Raw genomic sequence first — 17,489 nt, 5'->3', positions numbered from 1 at the left:
AAGAGACCTATGCAGGAAAAGCGCTTCACAACATCATTCTCCTCTTTCAGTACAATACTGGTATTTGTGCTTTGCATGCTGATCGGAGCAGCCACTATCCCTTTGCAGCGTATCCAGCTGTCGCCCAGCCGCAATTACGGGTCCGTGAGTGTAGAATGCTACCTGCCTGGCGCCTCTTCGGAAGTAGTTGATCTGGAAGTAAGCACTCCCGTTGAAAGCACGCTGGCCGGTCTCAAAGGGCTTGCCAGCCTGAGGTCGACTTCCGGAAACGGCGTATGCCATATACAGGTAGAGCTGGACAAATGGACTGACCCTGAGATCTTCCGCTTTGAAGCTTCTGTACTGATGCGCAGACTTTATGAGCGCCTGCCGAAAGGTGCTTCCTATCCAATTGTAACGCTCAACAAGCCGGACAATAACCGGCAAAGTAGCAGCATCATCAATTTTGCTATCCGTGGTCCAGGCAGCGTAAATACGGTAGCAGATATTGTGGAGAAGCATATCCGTCCATTGCTGGCCGATCTGCAGGGAGTAGACCGGGTAGAGGTACATGGACGTCAAGCGGACCAATATGCCATTCAGACCAATTCGGCCATACTGCGGGAATATGGATTGAGCTTCAATACGGTCGAGTATGCACTTAGGACAGGCCTAAGCACGGCCTTTCTGGGGGTATTCCGGAATGGTGAAGATGAAAAGACAGTATTTGCAGACCGTAGTCTGACAGATACGGTTCAGCTGTCCCGGTTTCCTGTGGCCCAGAAGGAAGGCAGAATAGTACGATTGGGAGATATTGCCCATATTGAGCGCCGGCTTGCCCCGCAACGCTCCTATTACCGGGTTAATGGCAAAGAGCAGGTGAGCGTCGCTGTCTTTCCTGCTGAACATATTAATACGTTGGATCTATCGGTAAGGGTGCGAAAGTGTATGGACAGGATCAGGAAGACATTGCCGCGGGGATTTGAGGTTTCGCTGGGTTTTGACAATACTGAATACATCAGGGAGGAGCTGAATAAGGTATATATACGTACGGCACTATCTGTGGCTATCCTGCTGACTTTTGTGCTGCTTATCACACGACAACTGAAGTATCTGTTGATTGTGATCAGCTCTTTGCTTGCCAACATACTATTGTCTTTCATCCTGTATTATTTTTCAGGCATAGAGATCCATCTGTATTCCCTTGCGGGTATTACTTTATCATTAGGGCTGGTCGTAGACAATGCCATCGTCATTGTTGAGGATTTGCGGCATACAGGGCGTAACCGCATTTTTGCGGCCATTCTGGCCTCTACCATGACTGCCATAGGTGCTTTATCAGTCATTTTCTTTCTTGAAGAGCAACAGCGTATCCTGCTGCTGGATTTTGCATTGTCTATCATTGTTAATCTGCTGGTGTCATTACCGATTGCCTGGTTCTTTATTCCTGCCATGCTGGACCGGTTTCCTGTAACAGTAGCTGCACCCGGGAAACAACAGCATGGGAGACGTTTATTCAGCCGCCTTTCTGGTCAGTATAACAAGCAGTTGCAGTTCATGTTACGCTTCCGTTTTTCATTTATTTTTCTCTTTATACTGGCATTCGGACTACCATTATTTCTTTTGCCAAAAGAAATCAAAAAAGAAGGATTCTGGGCCAGCGTCTACAATCGTACAATAGGAAGTGAGTTTTATAATCAGGAACTACGGGACCCTTTGAACCGCTACCTGGGCGGCAGTCTCTATCTGTTTAAAACAACGTCGGGAAAAAGGGACAGCCGGGAAGATGAGCAAGAACACCCACATCTGAGCCTTACTATCAGTATGCCCAAGGGAGCAACGCTTCAGCAAATGGACCTTGTTGTACGTCATTTTGAAGAATTGCTGGGACGGTATGGATCTAAGCTTAAACAAGTGGAAGCGCAGGTAACCAGCGCCACCAATGCCAGTATCCAGATATATTTCCTACCTAAATATGAAAAAGGGTTTCCTTACCGGCTGAAAGACATCCTGGAAAATAAGGCCATCGAAGAAGGCGCAGCTGATTTTCAGATATACGGTATAGGCAGAGGTTTTAGCAATGCTGTAGATCTTGATCAGTTTGATGCTGATATCAGCATAGCAGGATACAACTACCAACAGTTGAAAGTTCTCGCAAGTAAGATACAGGATACACTGCTTAAAAATCCACGTATCAGCAATGTAGTGATCAGCACGCGGGACCGTTATGCTTTTGAGCCGGTGCCTGAGTATTATGTGCGGCTGACCGATCCACAGTATCTCAGCTTATATAAAATTGCCCGTGCTGATATTGGCAGGAGCCTGCAGGGCCTTGCGGAGGCTTCTGAGCATGTAGGACAGATGCCCGCAGGCATCTACCAGACATTGGATGTAACATTTGAAAACAACTCTGATATGCCCCCTCCCATCTGGAGCATACTGCACAATCCCTCGCAGGTGAACGATTCAGTTATGCTGCGTATGGATGATATGGGAGAGATAAAGAGCGTCAATACATCAGAAGATATTGTCAGGGTCAATCAGGCATATGTACTGCACGTTCATTACCGGTTTACCGGAAGTTATGAGCTCAATAAACTGATACGGGAACGGCTGATGGATCATTATGAAAAAACACTTCCTTTTGGATATAGCATCCTGGGAAGGGCTAAAGGTGGACTGTGGTTCAGTAATGACACAGACCATCATCTCTGGCTTATCCCCCTGGTATTGCTGATCATATACATGATCTGCGCTGTTCTGCTGGAATCACTTCTACAGCCGTTGGCTGTGATCATGATCATTCCATTTTCTTTTACAGGTGTATTCCTGGTATTCTATCTGCTGGACCTCGGGATGGACCAGGGTGCATATGCTTCACTGCTTATGGTAAGTGCATTGGTCACAAACACTGCATTGTACATCATTAATGATCTCAATTTTATCAGGGAGGAAACGCGGTACAAGGGTAACAAGGCCGTAATTCTGTATGGCAGGGCTATACGGTCCAAGGCGATGCCTATTCTGATCACAACAGCGTCGGCTGTTCTCAGTTTATTACCATTCATGCTTAACGGACAGGAACAGGGTTTCTGGTTTACATTGTCGGCAGGCACTATAGGAGGATTAATATTTTCGGTGCTTGGTGCATTTGTCTTCCTGCCATTGTGCCTGATCCCAAAAGATAAACAACACATGAAAAGACATTACAAAGAAAGGAGGATACCGTCATGATAGCATTTCTGACGAAAAGGCCCATAGCTGTATTGATCAGTTTTTTTGCATTGCTGCTGTTAGGTATTGTGGCCGGTAATATGGTACCCACTTCTCTATTGCCCGATACGGACATTCCGCATATCAACATCCGTATACAAGTTCCGAATCAGTCTGCGAGAGAGATTGAACAAAACATCACTTCGCCAATGCGGGATGCTATGCGACAACTCAACGCCCTGGATGGGATTGAAAGCTCCTCTGGTGAAGGCCGTGGGGACATTCAACTTATTTTCACTCACGGAACGGATATGTCTATGGCTTTCATTGCGGTGAATGAAAAGGTAGATATGCTGATGAATCACCTGCCTCCGGGAACCGCACGTCCTCTCGTTACCCGCATCAGTGTTTCTGATATTCCGGTATTTCATTTACAGCTATACGATAAGTTTGGGAATGAAAGTCCGCAGCGGCTTGCAGAGATCAGCAGTTTTGCCCGAGAGATCGTGCGGAGACGGTTGGAGCAGTCGCCCGAGATCTCCATGGTGGACATCACCGGTTTTACGACGCCCCAGGTCCAGCTGCAGCCGCGGGAAGACTATCTGCGGACACTGGGACTGAATGCAGGCAATCTGCTCAATGTATTCCAGGAGAACAGGATCAGTTTAGGGAATGTGATGGTAAGGGATGGTCATTATCGTTACTATCTGAAATTCGTTGCCAGTCTGCAGGATCTGGACGACATCAGGCAGATTCCCCTGCAGGTGAATGGACGTATTTTCAGGCTCGAGGAACTGTCTGAAGTCAGCCTGAACAATGCACCTGCTACCGGCGCTTTTTATGCAGACGGCCATAGAGCAATAGATATGGCCATTATCAAGCAGTCAGCCGCCAGAATGGAAGACCTTCAAAAATCTTTCCGTCGGCTGGTAGCGCAGTTCAGACAAGATTACCCGGGATTACAGTTTAAGGTAAGCCAGGATCAGACAGCGTTGCTGAACTATTCCATTGGCAATCTTCACCAGGACCTGGTGCTGGGTGGCATCCTGGCGTTCATCTGCATGATGATCTTCATCCGTAAACCGGGCGCTGCCATCCTGGTGGGGATCACTATTCCTGTATCGCTGGTGCTTAGCCAGCTTGGCTTCTATCTCTCTGATATTTCATTCAATGTGATCTCTCTTGGAGGATTGATACTTGGGCTGGGGATGATCATTGACAACTCCATTGTGGTGATTGATACTATTACGTTGCACCGTCAACAGGGCAAATCGCTGGAGGAGGCCAGTGTGGACGGTCCGAACGAGATCATTATCCCCCTGGTATCTTCTGTACTGACCAATTGCGCTGTTTTTGTACCCTTGCTATTTCTGAGCGGACTGGCAGGGGCTATCTTCTTTGACCAGGCCTTATCGATCACTATCGGCATCATAGCTTCGATGCTGGTATCTGTATTACTGCTTCCGCCGTTATTTCTGCTCATGCACAGATTAAGGCCATTCCAAGAGGAAGGGAAGCACCAGATTCCCGCCCTGGTGAATGTAACGGGGTGGTATGAGAAAGGCATACACTGGGTATTCAAGCATACTACTTTAACCGTAGTGTTGGTCCTTGCCGTTATGCTGGCAGGAACATTCTGTTTCGTACACATCAAAAAGGAACGGCTTCCGCCCATCAGCCGGCAGGACCTGGATGTGCAGATCGACTGGAATGGCTATACGGATCCATTCACTGCCAATGCGCGTATAGATAGCTTATTAAGGCCATTTAAACCCTATATTCAGCGTTATAACGTCTGGACCGGTGCACAGCAGTATCTGCTATCAGAAATGCGCGAAATGGCCTCTAATCAGGCCAGAATATATATACACCTCAAAAAGAGCGAATACCTGCCTCTATTGACCGGAAAACTACCTCAGGAGGTAGTCAGGTATTATCCTGAGGCACTGATAGAGCTACACCCGGCGGAGAATGCGTTTGATGCCGTATTTGCCGACAGGCGAGCCCCCCTGGTGTTGGAGATAAGCGAAAAAGATTCCCGTGCTATGCCCCCGGTCAGGCGGAGTGAAGCATTTCGCCACCGGCTGACATACTTATTACCAGGAATACCTATTGCTCCCATTGCGCACCAGCAAAGACTTATTTTGAGAACAAATACGGAGCTGGCAAGCCTGTACGGAGTGAGCCTACCCGATCTTAATAATACGCTCAGCAATGCCCTTAAACCGCTGTATGTAGACAATTTCCAGGGAGCAAAGGAGCTGGTGCCTATAGTCGTTGCATCCAGGGAGTATTCCAGCCTGCAGGAATTACTTATACAAACTACTGTCAAAGGGAAAAAAGATCAGCAATATCCTTTGTCCACTTTTGTTACCTCATCACCTGATGACGACTACCGGTTGATCACCGCCGGAAAACAGGGAGAATATTATCCGATCTCCCTTGAAGTTGCAAATGCAGAAAGTGTGCTGGCAAAACTGGAAGATAAGCTTGTGAAAAACAACGGGGAGCTTTCGATCACACTTACAGGGAGTTATTTTGATAACCAGGCGCTGATCCGGCAGATGTCTTTCATTCTACTGCTCTCTGTGGTGCTATTGTATTTTATATTATCTGTGCAGTTCGAATCGCTGTTACAGCCACTGTTTATTCTGGCAGAACTACCTATCGCGATACTGGGCGCATTCATTTTCCTGTATGTAGCAGGCAGCTCCCTCAACCTGATGTCCATGATTGGTATTGTAATCATGAGCGGGCTGGTTATTAATGACAGCATTCTTAAGATAGATGCCATTAACAGTTACAGGCGACAGGGTGTGCCTCTTATCGAGGCTATTCACCTGGGAGGCCTGCGTCGTCTCAAACCGATGGTCATGATCAGCCTTTCCACTGTGGGAGCGCTTCTTCCAACGCTCTTCATGCGGGACCTGGGATCGGAGTTGCAAAAGCCATTATCATTAACCCTACTTGGCGGCATGACCTTAGGGCTGCTGGTAAGTTTGTTCTTTGTTCCCCTTCTTTACTGGCTGATCTACCGTCGGCGGGAAACTCATAAAACCATATGAAGACCATGACCTGTATTTGCAGAAAAATGATCGTCATGCTTTTGGTGGCATCCTCTTATGTTCCGTTAACGCTTGCGCAGCGGGCAATAGATCTTCAGGAAGCTGTGCTTGTTGCACAACGGCAGTCCCTGTCATACAAGATTGCCCTCAATAGTCATCAGAGCAGCCAATGGAATTACCGCAGTTATCAGATCTCCAGGAAGCCGGCGCTTTACCTGGAAGGTACGGTACCCAACTATTCCCGCAGTATTAATAAGATCACCTTATCAACTGGCGAGGATAGCTTCGTTAGTCAGAATCAGGCTTACAGTTCGGTATACCTGAGTCTACAGCAGAACATCACGGCAACAGGTGGGATCTTATCATTGGGGTATAGGTTAAACCGTATTGATGTATTTGGTACAAATAGTTCAGTTAGTTATTCTTCAGTACCGGTTTCTCTTGCATATACTCAGAATACGTTGGGATATAATCAATACAAGTGGTTAAAAAAGACGGAGCCGCTTCGTTTTGAACTGGCAGACAGGAAGTTTGCTTCTGATATGGAAGATATCGGACTATCGACTATAGATAAGTTTTTCAATTTACTACTAGCGCAAACACAAAAGGCATTAACGGCGAAGAACCTTGCTAATTCAGACACCTTATTACAAATAGCAAAAGAGCGTTTCAAACTGGGAACAGTCGGGCAGAGCGAATTGCTGCAATTGCGGCTGAACGTACTTGAAGCACAGAAGGCGCTGACGCAGGACAGTGTAGACCTCTTCCTTGCCAGGCAGGAGCTGGCCCGTTATCTGAACCTGGATCCGGAGGTGAACTGGATGATAAGCTTGCCGGAAGATGCTTCTTTTTTTGTTGTGGGATTTCCGGAGGCCCTTGAGCGGGCAAAAAACAACAGCCAGGAAGTGTTGAAATTCAGGCTTAACAGGTTGGAGGCAGAACAGCATGTAGCAGAAGTAACTGCGGCCAACAAGGTGCAGTTCAGGATCTCAGCTAATTTCGGGTTGTCTAATACGGCCCCAAACCTTCCGAAACTATTTGATAGAATGGAGAACCAGCAGAACCTTTCCATCGGATTCAGTATGCCTATTCTCGACTGGGGCAATGCCAGCACTAAGCGACGCCGCGCGGAAGCTGATCTCAGCATGGTGGAGCATCAGATAGAACAGGAGCAGGTAGAGCTGGAACAGGAAATCGCCCTCCAGGTATCCCGTTGGAGTCTGCTGCCACAGCAACTGGGTGTGGCGCGGGAAAGCCGCGAAATATCCGAAGAGAATTATGTACTGGAACAACAAAGATTTCTCAGGGGGGCTATCACACTCAATGATCTCAATATTGCCCGGGTCAATAGGGAACGCTCGGTGACCGCATATTATGAAGCATTAAAAGTATACTGGCAGTTGTATTTTACAATACGTAAGCTGACCTTATATGATTTTGAAAAGAAAGGGGAATTGAAGTATGTGATCAATAAGAGCAGATAACAATGTTCTCTATTAATGGGGAAAACAGCAGCTATATATTCCCTTTTTTCATTTCGCTGACGGCATAGGTAGCTGCTCTTGCTGTTAGTGCCATATATAGCAGGGACGGGCTTTGATTACCGGTACTCGTCATGGCGGCGCCATCGGTCACAAATACGTTTTTACAGTGATGTAACTGATTCCACTCGTTCAGCAGGGAAGTACGGATATCCTTGCCCATTCTGCAACCTCCCATTTCGTGAATGTCAAGACCAGGGGCCTGGTGGTTGTCGTGTTGTTCGATGTTTTTGCAACCTGCCTTGTCCATCATTTCTGCGCTTTGGATCAGAAAATCTTTGATCATTCTTTCATCATTATCATCATAATCCACCGACATGATCAATAAGGGCATGCCCCATTGATCTTTTTTGTCGGGGCTTAGTCTTACGTGATTTGTTTCCTTCGGGATAGTTTCGCCCTGCATGTACATGTAAGTACGCCAACCGCCGGGTTCCGATAATGCTTCTTTATAGGCGGCACCGATATTAACATCTAACAGTTCTCCGTTTGCACGTGGGCGATAGGCGCCCATAAAGGTGGTGAAACCGCCAGCATAGTCAGTGTCCTGTTGGTGCAAATTGCGGTAATTCGCAATGATCGGCTCTGTGGGATTTCGTCCGTAGTAGTAGTTGTCTTCCATGCCCTCCATTTCAGCATTCACCGATGCGCGGTAATTATGGAAAGCTACATATTTGCCCAACAGGTCACTATCGTTTCCCAGGCCGTTGGGGAAACGGTTGCTGGTAGAGTTCAGTAAGATCAGGTTTGTATTCAAAGCAGCCGCATTTACGAATATGATGCGGGCAAAGAAGTCGGTTACTTCCTTTGTATTCGCGTCAATGACCCGGACGCCGGCAGCTTTTCTTTTTTGTTCATCATAGATAATGGAATGAACGACGGAAAACGGTCTTACTGTAAGATGGCCTGTCTTCTTCGCCCAGGGGAGTGTGGAAGAAACGGAGCTGAAATAACCACCGAAGGGGCAACCGCGCATGCATAAATTCCTGGCCTGGCACTTTGTCCTACCCTGCTGTAGATGGACGTCCTGAGGGGCAGTAAGTTGTGCCCATCGTGCATGTACCAGGTAACGGTCTTTATAGTTTGCCCGGATCTTTCGCTGGATCTCGGCTTCAACACAGTTCAGATCAAAGGGCGGCAGGAATTCTCCGTCGGGCATAGCGTCTATCCCATCGCGGGTACCGCACACGCCTATAAATTTTTCGACATGAGAATACCAGGGCGCTATTGTATCATAGCTCACGGGCCATCCGATACCATAACCATAACGTTCTGGGGCGGTAAATTCGAAGTTACTCCAACGCTGGCAGGCACGGCCCCAGGTAAGCGATTTTCCCCCCACCTGGTAGCCACGTATCCAGTCGAATGGCTTTTCCTGTATGTAGGGATGGTCTTTGTCTTTGATAAAGAAGTGAGCGGTGTCTTCTGCAAATCCGGCTGCCTTGCTGATCAGCGGATTTTCCTGGAGAAACTCTTTGGATAGCTGTCCGCGGTGCTTAAACTCCCAGGGAGCCATGGTGGCGGTAGGATAATCTTTTATATGTTCTACATTTCTGCCTCTCTCGAGCACCAGTGTTTTCAGTCCCTGTTCGCAGAGTTCTTTGGCAGCCCATCCTCCGCTGATACCGGAGCCGATCACGATGGCGTCGAAGGTGTTTTGTTGTATACCTTTTGTATTAATGAACAATGAATTAGCAAACATAATGTGGAATCAGGTTGTTTTAGTTATACGAACTCTTCCCTTATGGGTTCAGTTGGGTGTTTATAAATTTACGGATTTTGAGTGGATGGGTTGCTTTTTTCCATGAACGTTTACAGGCGATTAAGCTAGGGGATACTAAACTATCAGTACAGAAACTATGCTTTATTCATGAAGTATCCATGCCCCATACATGGAATTGATGTAGTGCTGATATGCCGTTGTATAATTACAATAAATTCTAATAAAAAGACATTGCAGGACGAGATCCCACTGGTGTTTCACCTTCGGGCATCACTTTTGAGGTTGATACCCGAACGTGGCAGCTTCTGCCGGGTATAAATACGATATTTCCTGTGAGTGTATAACCCGGGTGGGTTCTAAACTGGTTTATAACATGTCAGTTGAAAATAAGAATGACAAATCCTATCAGGGGAACAGAAAAATACGTCCCGCTTATTGGTGGTCGTTGGCCATTTTTGTACTGCTTCTTATTCTTGTTATCCACTATTTCCCCGAAATCAGGAAAGAGTTTAAACTTCTCAGGAAGGTGAATGCGTATTGGTTGTCGCTCGCCATCTTCTCACAGCTCATGACCTATTTCTTCAATGCAATGGTTTATTTTTTCCTGTTAAGGACTTTTAAGCAGGAACGGTTGCCTAAGGTGGGAGCACTTATCAGGGCCTCTGTTATCTCCCTGTTCTTCGACCAGGTCATGCCAAGTGCCGGGATCAGTGGCAAAACGTATATTTTCAGTTTTCTCGGACGGTTTAAAATAGAAACAGCAAAAGTGATTACGTTGATAGTTGCGGAACTACTGACGTTTTATGTTACACTCGAAATACTGATAATATTTCTGCTTGGGGCTAGTTTCTTTCATGGCAAGATACCATATGTATTTAACGGAGTTTTGCTGGCCGGCATACTGGTCTATTTGGTAATTGGCACTGCTACTATATTTGCGGGCAGAAAGGAGTTTTTTCACGGTCTTTACAGGAGGCTTACCAAAGTAAAGTTTGCCAGGAAACTACTTGAAAAAATCACCAGGAGAATAAAGCAACAGCAATTTCAGGGAAGTGAAGTACAGTTATCAGCATTTCTACAAAGTAATAAAAAGAGCATGTTCCATGCATTTCTTGCACAGCTGCTTGTAGTTGCAGTTGATGCACTCACCATATTGGCGTTGTTTGAAGGACTGGGTATTCCTGTCTCTATGTTTAGTGTGTTATTGTGTTTTATATGCACCAAGATCGTCTCTACCCTACCTATATCTCCCGGGGCGCTGGTAGTGTATGAAAGCGGCATGACGTTCTTCTTTACCAGCCTGGGGCTACCGCTGGGCGCCAGCGTTATTGTTACGCTGCTTTACAGGCTTTTATCTTTCTGGTTTCCTATGCCTGCAGGTTTTCTGTTATACAGAAGCTGGCTTAGGGCGAAGGCTTGATAATTACCTGACATAATGTAGAATAACCGATGATCGAAGATGTCAGCCAATTTTTGATTGAATACATTAAATTTGATAGGTATATGCTATCTTTTACTATAGTCACTTTCAGACGCATTTAAACACCACTCTCAGATTGAATTTGAAGATAGCCAGGTATTTAGGGATTTTTCAAACGGTAAAATAATTTCACCTCGATGGAACATAAAAAGGACCTTTCCAGAAGAGCTTTTCTGCAGCAGGCGGGCTTGTCCGGCCTTGCTTTGACTATCGGCTATTACTGGCCGGCAATAGGGAAAAGTACAGGTGAGATTGTCCGCGCTGATGATGTGACGGAGCTGATGTCATGGATATCAATAGACTCCAGCGGCAAGGTGACTATCTTTAATCACCGGTCAGAAATGGGACAAGGCACCTGGCAATCCATTCCGCAGATCATTGCGGAAGAACTGGAAGTCAGCATGGATCAGGTGAGCGTTCAGTATGCGGCCGTCCATCCGACGAAATATGGACCACAGCCACAGGAAGGAAGTTTCTCTGTACGTGGCTGGTATCAGCAATTACTGCGCGTTGGCACTTCTGCAAGGGAAATGCTGATTGAAGCGGCTGCAAAGCAATGGCATGTTAATCCTGCCGAATGTTATGCGGAAAATGGAGAGGTGATTCATCGGGGAACGGGAAAAAGACTCAACTATGGTACGCTGGTAAAAGATGCTGCCCGATTAAAGCCACCTACGGAAGTCAAACTAAAAGAGCGTAAAGATTATAAAATTATTGGTAAGTCTTTACGTCGTAATGATACCGCCGCTAAAACCAATGGTACAGCGGTGTTTGGACTGGATAAAAAACTGCCGGGGATGTTGTATGCCGTAGTGGAACGGAATCCAAGGTTCAGGGGGAAAGTGAAGAGTTTTGATGACTCGGCAACGAGATCCATTAAAGGTGTAAAGCGTGTTTTTAAGGTGCAGCGGCCTGTATTTGGTATATGGTGCGAAGGTGTGGCTGTAGTGGCAGATTCCTTGTGGGCTGCTATGCAGGGACGCAAACTATTGAAGGTCCAGTGGGATGATGAGGGGTTTGAGCATCTCGATTCAGAACAGATTTTTGCAAGGATGCAGGAGGATCTGAATAAATTCTCGTCGCCTGAGAGCTTTGAAACAGCGTTGAAGCAGTCTTCGGCAGCGATAGATGCTGTATATGAAATGCCGTATCAGTCGCATAGTTGTATGGAGCCACTTAACTGTATTGCAGATGTGAAGGACAATAGTATAGAGATATGGGGACCTATACAGGAAGCGCTCTGGGTGCAGGCAGATTTAAGCGAGAGACTTCATGTGCCTATTGAAAAAGTGACAGTGAATATGACCTTTCTCGGTGGAGGTTTCGGTAGAAAAGCATTCCTCGATTATCCTCATGAAGCGGCGCTTATTTCTAAAGAGATGAAAGCGCCCGTACAGGTAATGTGGACAAGAGAGGATGATATGGGCGCGGGACCTTTCCGTCCGGGGGCATTGTATAGATGCAGAGGGGGTGTGGACGCACAAAAGAAGATATTTGCGTTGCAGATCATTTCAGCTACACAATATTCCAGTGCGGGGGAAGACAAAGAAGCCGAGCCACAAGCGCTGAAGGAGAATACCGGGGGGATAGGTGGCATTATTTACGACTATTATAAAACAATACCGCATTACAGCTTCGGGAGTGTAGCCATTAAATCACCTATACCAACTATGTGGTGGCGCGCCCCAGGCGCAAATATTGACGCATTTGCCTGTGAGTGTTTTATAGACGAACTGGCACATCTTGCTTCACAGGACCCGCTTGCATTCCGGAAAGCGCATTTTACATTTGACCGGTATCGGGCGCTGGTAGACAAATTAGCCGCCATTAGTAACTGGGAGGCACGACGAAAGAACGATGGCTGGGGTGTGGCGATTACAGAATGCTTTGGCAGTATGGTAGGTCAGGTGGTGAAAGTATCCAGGCAGCAGGACCGAACCATCAAAATTGACAAAGTGTTTGCACTGATCGACTGCGGCTGGTATGTAAATCCTGATATTATTCGTGCCCAGGTGGAAGGGAGTATCGTCATGGCACTGGGTGCAGCATTGAATCATGCGACACATTTCGAACAAGGGAAGGCGGTGGAAAGGAACTTTCACTCCTACCCTATGCCGCGGATCAATGAAATCCCGGAAATTGAGGTGCATATTATGGAGAACGATGAGAAGCCTGGGGGTGTTGGTGAGCCTGGATTGCCGGCTTTTGCACCGGCGTTGTGTAACGCGATTTTTGATCTTACGGGGAAAAGGGTGCGTCAATTGCCGTTCAGGCTGGAGGAAGTTTAATTACAGGTAAGAATAAACGCCCTTTTAAATGATGATCATCACCGGGTATATTGACCAGACTCATTGGGAGACTGCTTTTTGAACACTAATTTGAGGAAGATAGTTGCGACTCACAATGTTTCGTTTATGAAATATCCTCTCCTTCTGCTGAGCTTACTTTTCATAGGTATTTCCTGTAAAAGGCAGGAGGAAAAAACAACGCCTGTTCTCGAAAACATCACTGAATCCGTATATGCTTCGGGCATCGTAAAAAGCAGCAATCAGTATGAAGTTTTCTCCCGGGTCAATGGGATAGCTGACAAATGGATAGTAAAGGAAGGAGATCTGGTTGACAAGGGTAAGGCTATACTGAAACTTTCGGGTGTTACTGCACAGTTACAGGCAGAGAACGCCCGTATTGCGGCGGAGCATGCTGCACAGACAGCCAATTCCCAAAGGATCGCGGAATTGCGCTTAAATATTGACCTTGCGAAGATGAAGCTGGAACAGGATGCTATACAGCTGGAGCGACAGCGCAATCTTTGGGCCCAACAGATAGGCAGCCGCAATGAGCTGGAGCAACGCGAACTTGCCTGGAAGACCTCTCGCAACAATTACGACGCTGCCCGCCTTCGCTATGCAGAATTAAAACGGGAGATCAGCTTCGGAGAAAAACAAGCGCTAAAGAACCTGGAGATATCGAAGTCGCAGGTCGGCGATTATACAATCAAAAGTGAGTACAGCGGCAAGCTGTATGATATTCTGGTCGAAGAGGGAGAAATGGTGAACATACAACAACCTATTGCTGTAATTGGCGATGCCTCTTCTTTTCTGCTGGAATTGCAGGTTGATGAATACGATATTGCGCGTATAAGACCCGAACAGAAAATTATTATCACCATGGATAGTTACCGGGGGCAGCTGTTCCAGGCGATAGTAACAAAGGTCAAACCATTTATGCATGAACGGTCGAAGACATTCACGGTAGAGGCACAATTCCTGCAACCGCCTCCTGTGCTATATCCCAATCTAACCTGTGAAGCTAATATCATAGTTGCCCAGAAAGAGAACGCGCTCGTTATCCCACGTGCATGCCTGTTGGAGGGGAATTATGTTTTACTGGCGAGCGGGGAAAAGCGGAAAGTTTTTACAGGACTGATGGATTATCAGAAAGTAGAGATCATCAAGGGCTTAACGGTGAACGATCTCATCTTAAAACCTGCGCCATGAAACTACTCATTAGTATTGCCAGGTCGTTATTGTTGGCGCGATGGCGGCAAACATTCATCGCCGCTATCGGCGTTACTTTCAGCATTACCATGTTTGTAGCGCTGCTGGGATTTATGCAGGGGCTCAATGAGATGATGGATTCCCTGTTCCTGAACCGTACGCCCGACATACGCCTGTATAATGAAATTAAACCGGCGGCCATTCAGCCTGTCCAGTTGTCGCCGGACTATCACTCAGATCACCATTTTATACACTCCATTAAAGCGACCGGGCACCGGCAGGAAATTTATAACAGCATTGCTATCCTGGAAGCGTTGCGCAGAGATAAACGGGTTGCCGGAGTTGCTTCCAAGATAGTCATGCAGGCTTTTTTTAATGAAGGAACAATCGATATAACAGCTACGGTAAATGGTATTGAAGAATACCAGGAAAGTGCGTTATTGCATTTCGCGGACTATATTGTGGAGGGCGATGCTTCTTCGCTTGAGAAAGTGCCCAACAGCATTATTCTTGGTAAAGCCCTGGCAGAAAACCTCCTTGTTAATGTGGGCGAGATGGTGCAACTCACAACGCCGGAGGGAGAAAGATTTCCACTGAAAGTAGTAGCACTATGGCAATCGGGTATCCAGGACTTCGATAAAGTGCAAAGCTTTACTTCCCTGGCAACGGCACAGAAGCTGTTGGGCAAGACGCGTAATTATCTTACAGACATACAGATCAGGCTGAAGAACAGTACCATGGCGCCTATCCTGGCACGGGAGTACAGCCGTCTTTTCAATACCAGTGCCCAGGATATAGATACGCTCAATTCGGAATTTGAAACGGGGAGCTTTATCCGGTCGCTCATTTCTTATGCTGTAGGCATTACGTTGCTTACGGTATCCGGTTTTGGTATTTATAATATACTCAACATGTTGATCTATGAAAAAATGGATTCCATTGCTATTTTGAAAGCTACAGGCTTTGCCGGTCGTGATGTGAAAAGGATATTCATCTTTATTGCTATGAGCATTGGCATTTTCGGAGGGCTGGCGGGTTTGATACTGGGATTTCTGTTGTCGCTGGCAATAGACCAGTTACCTTTCCATGCTACCTCCTTACCTACTATGAAAACTTACCCGGTGAGTTATGATCCGTTCATTTATTGCATTGGCGGCGCCTTCTCTCTCATATCCACTTACCTGGCCGGCTGGCTGCCATCCAGGAAGGCCAGTAAGATCGATCCGGTTGTTATCATCAGGGGTAAATAACATAAGTATGGCAGACATCATTCTTGAAGCCCGCAATATTAATAAATACTTTCACGATCCGGTTGATGTGAAGGTGCTGAGCGACATTAATTTCAAGGTTAATAAGGGAGAGTTTGTAACGGTGACCGGTAAGTCTGGTTGCGGCAAGTCGACCTTGTTGTACATACTATCGACCATGGATACTGATTACGAAGGGGAACTGCTGATCGACAATGTATCGATGGTCAACAGGCCGGAGGCCATGCTAGCCAGGGTGCGCAATGAGAAAATCGGGTTTGTATTTCAGTTCCATTACCTGCTTAATGAATTCAGTGTACTGCATAATGTGATGTTACCCGGGCTGAAGCTGAACAGGTACCCTATACAGCAAGTGGAGCATCACGCCATGGAGAAACTGACCAGGCTTGGGATTGAGAAACTGGCCAATAAGAAAGCCAACCAGGTGTCGGGAGGTGAGAAGCAACGTATAGCTATAGCGAGGGCGCTGATCAACGATCCCTGTATCATCATGGGCGACGAACCCACGGGTAATCTTGACAAGAAAAATAGTGAGCTGGTATTTGACATTTTTAAGCAGCTTGCTGAAGAGTATAAGCAGACCCTGCTGATTGTGACGCATGACCAGGAATTTGCTGCCCGTACGCACAGGAGAATACAAATGGAAGATGGGAAAATCATACCTGATGTCCATTAGGTGACTATGGCAACAGGTGTTATGTCAGCTTGCCGAGTATCCGTTCCTCCTTCCTCTGCGGTTTCTTAACGATCACACTATCTGTTTTTCATGAATATATCGGACAATTACAAAGTAAGCGATCCTATATACGCCATCAAATGACTCTCATTATCATTTGCATTGATACCTGTCATTGGCTGCAAGTTTTCCTAAGCATAAATTTGATATCACTAAGTATTACTGCTCTCTTCCGGTTCTCTGCCGGAGCCATTTTCCCTTAACATAATAAAATAAACTCTTATGGAAAAGATCTTCAATGGACAGGTAGCATTAGTAACAGGAGGCAGCTTTGGTATAGGCCGGGCAACTGCTATTGCTTTTGCAAAGAGAGGTGCCAGTGTAGTTATAGCAGACTTAATTGAGGACGCGGAACAGGTAACGATGAAAGAAATAGCTGCCATGGGAGGCAAAGCCATTTTTGTACCATGCGACGTGTCAAAAGCGGCTGATATTGCGACGCTCATAGATAAGACATTCAGTACTTATGGCAGACTGGACTTTGCTTTCAACAATGCCGGCATAGAGGGCATTTCAGCTGCTACTCATGAGTGTACCCAGGAAAACTGGGAGAAGGTGCTGGCAGTAAATCTTACCGGCGTCTGGCTTTGTATGAAACATGAGTTATCTCATATGCAGCGGCGGGGAAAGGGCGCCATTGTCAACTGTGCATCAGTAGCCGGACTTATCGGTTTTCCTAATCTGGGGGCCTATGTAGCCAGCAAACATGCAGTAATAGGCCTTACCAAGACTGCCGCACTGGAGAATGCAAAACAAGGTATAAGAATAAACGCCGTATGTCCCGGGGTTATACGGACGCCCATGGTGGATAGGATCACGGGAAGAGACAAGGTTGCGGAACAACGTTTCATCGAAATGGAGCCAGTTGGCCGGTTTGGTGAACCGGAAGAGGTAGCGGAGGCAGTTGTCTGGTTGTGTTCTGACGCTGCGTCTTTTGTAACGGGTCACTCATTGACAGTCGACGGAGGATGGCTGGCGTCCTGACCA

At 46.7% G+C, this 17,489-nt stretch carries 10 protein-coding genes; 9 read left to right on the top strand and 1 reads right to left on the bottom strand.

The features are described from left to right. The first annotated feature begins 9 nt into the window (after positions 1-9). From F3I09_RS17645 to F3I09_RS17635, 3 genes are read left to right on the top strand one after another with little or no spacing between them, the layout of a single operon-like run. Positions 10-3,213, top strand: a complete 3,204-nt coding sequence (locus F3I09_RS17645; RefSeq protein ID WP_149696346.1) for an efflux RND transporter permease subunit — start codon at positions 10-12, stop codon at positions 3,211-3,213. Beyond that, complete coding sequence (locus F3I09_RS17640; protein ID WP_149696345.1) at positions 3,210-6,257, top strand: efflux RND transporter permease subunit; 3,048 nt, start codon at positions 3,210-3,212, stop codon at positions 6,255-6,257. The genes F3I09_RS17645 and F3I09_RS17640 overlap by 4 nt, the downstream gene beginning before the upstream one ends. Positions 6,258-6,262: 5 nt before the next feature. After that, positions 6,263-7,741: a TolC family protein gene (locus F3I09_RS17635; RefSeq protein WP_188133851.1), complete on the top strand. Its 1,479-nt coding sequence runs from the start codon at positions 6,263-6,265 to the stop codon at positions 7,739-7,741. A 31-nt stretch (positions 7,742-7,772) separates the two neighbouring features. Here the strand turns inward: F3I09_RS17635 and F3I09_RS17630 are convergent, their stop codons facing one another. Beyond that, a complete protein-coding gene (locus F3I09_RS17630; RefSeq protein WP_149696343.1) occupies positions 7,773-9,500 on the bottom strand; it encodes a GMC oxidoreductase in 1,728 nt (575 codons plus the stop codon). A 394-nt stretch (positions 9,501-9,894) separates the two neighbouring features. Here F3I09_RS17630 and F3I09_RS17625 point away from each other — a divergent pair, with 394 nt between their 5' ends. The 6 genes from F3I09_RS17625 to F3I09_RS17600 all read left to right on the top strand — a co-directional run bounded on the left by F3I09_RS17625 (position 9,895) and on the right by F3I09_RS17600 (position 17,486). Continuing rightward, positions 9,895-10,941 carry a lysylphosphatidylglycerol synthase transmembrane domain-containing protein gene (locus tag F3I09_RS17625; protein ID WP_149696342.1) on the top strand — a complete coding sequence of 349 codons (1,047 nt, stop codon included), beginning with the start codon at positions 9,895-9,897 and terminating at the stop codon, positions 10,939-10,941. 197 nt (positions 10,942-11,138) lie between these two features. After that, positions 11,139-13,289, top strand: a complete 2,151-nt coding sequence (locus F3I09_RS17620; RefSeq protein WP_149696341.1) for a molybdopterin cofactor-binding domain-containing protein — start codon at positions 11,139-11,141, stop codon at positions 13,287-13,289. A 126-nt stretch (positions 13,290-13,415) separates the two neighbouring features. Further along, positions 13,416-14,498: an efflux RND transporter periplasmic adaptor subunit gene (locus F3I09_RS17615; protein WP_149696340.1), complete on the top strand. Its 1,083-nt coding sequence runs from the start codon at positions 13,416-13,418 to the stop codon at positions 14,496-14,498. Continuing rightward, positions 14,495-15,748 carry an FtsX-like permease family protein gene (locus F3I09_RS17610; protein ID WP_149696339.1) on the top strand — a complete coding sequence of 418 codons (1,254 nt, stop codon included), beginning with the start codon at positions 14,495-14,497 and terminating at the stop codon, positions 15,746-15,748. The genes F3I09_RS17615 and F3I09_RS17610 overlap by 4 nt, the downstream gene beginning before the upstream one ends. Positions 15,749-15,755: 7 nt before the next feature. After that, positions 15,756-16,442 (top strand): ABC transporter ATP-binding protein, encoded by a 687-nt coding sequence (locus F3I09_RS17605; RefSeq protein WP_149696338.1) that lies wholly within the window; start codon positions 15,756-15,758, stop codon positions 16,440-16,442. A gap of 282 nt (positions 16,443-16,724) precedes the next feature. Next, on the top strand, positions 16,725-17,486 hold the full coding sequence (locus tag F3I09_RS17600; RefSeq protein ID WP_149696337.1) for an SDR family oxidoreductase: 762 nt from the start codon (positions 16,725-16,727) through the stop codon (positions 17,484-17,486). The last annotated feature ends 3 nt before the right edge of the window (positions 17,487-17,489 follow it).

Source organism: Chitinophaga sp. CF418 (assembly GCF_900142925.1).
In the GTDB taxonomy this organism is placed as follows: Bacteria; Bacteroidota; Bacteroidia; order Chitinophagales; family Chitinophagaceae; genus Chitinophaga.
Note: the sequence above shows the minus strand (reverse complement) of the source record. Positions and strands in the feature narration are given on the sequence as shown.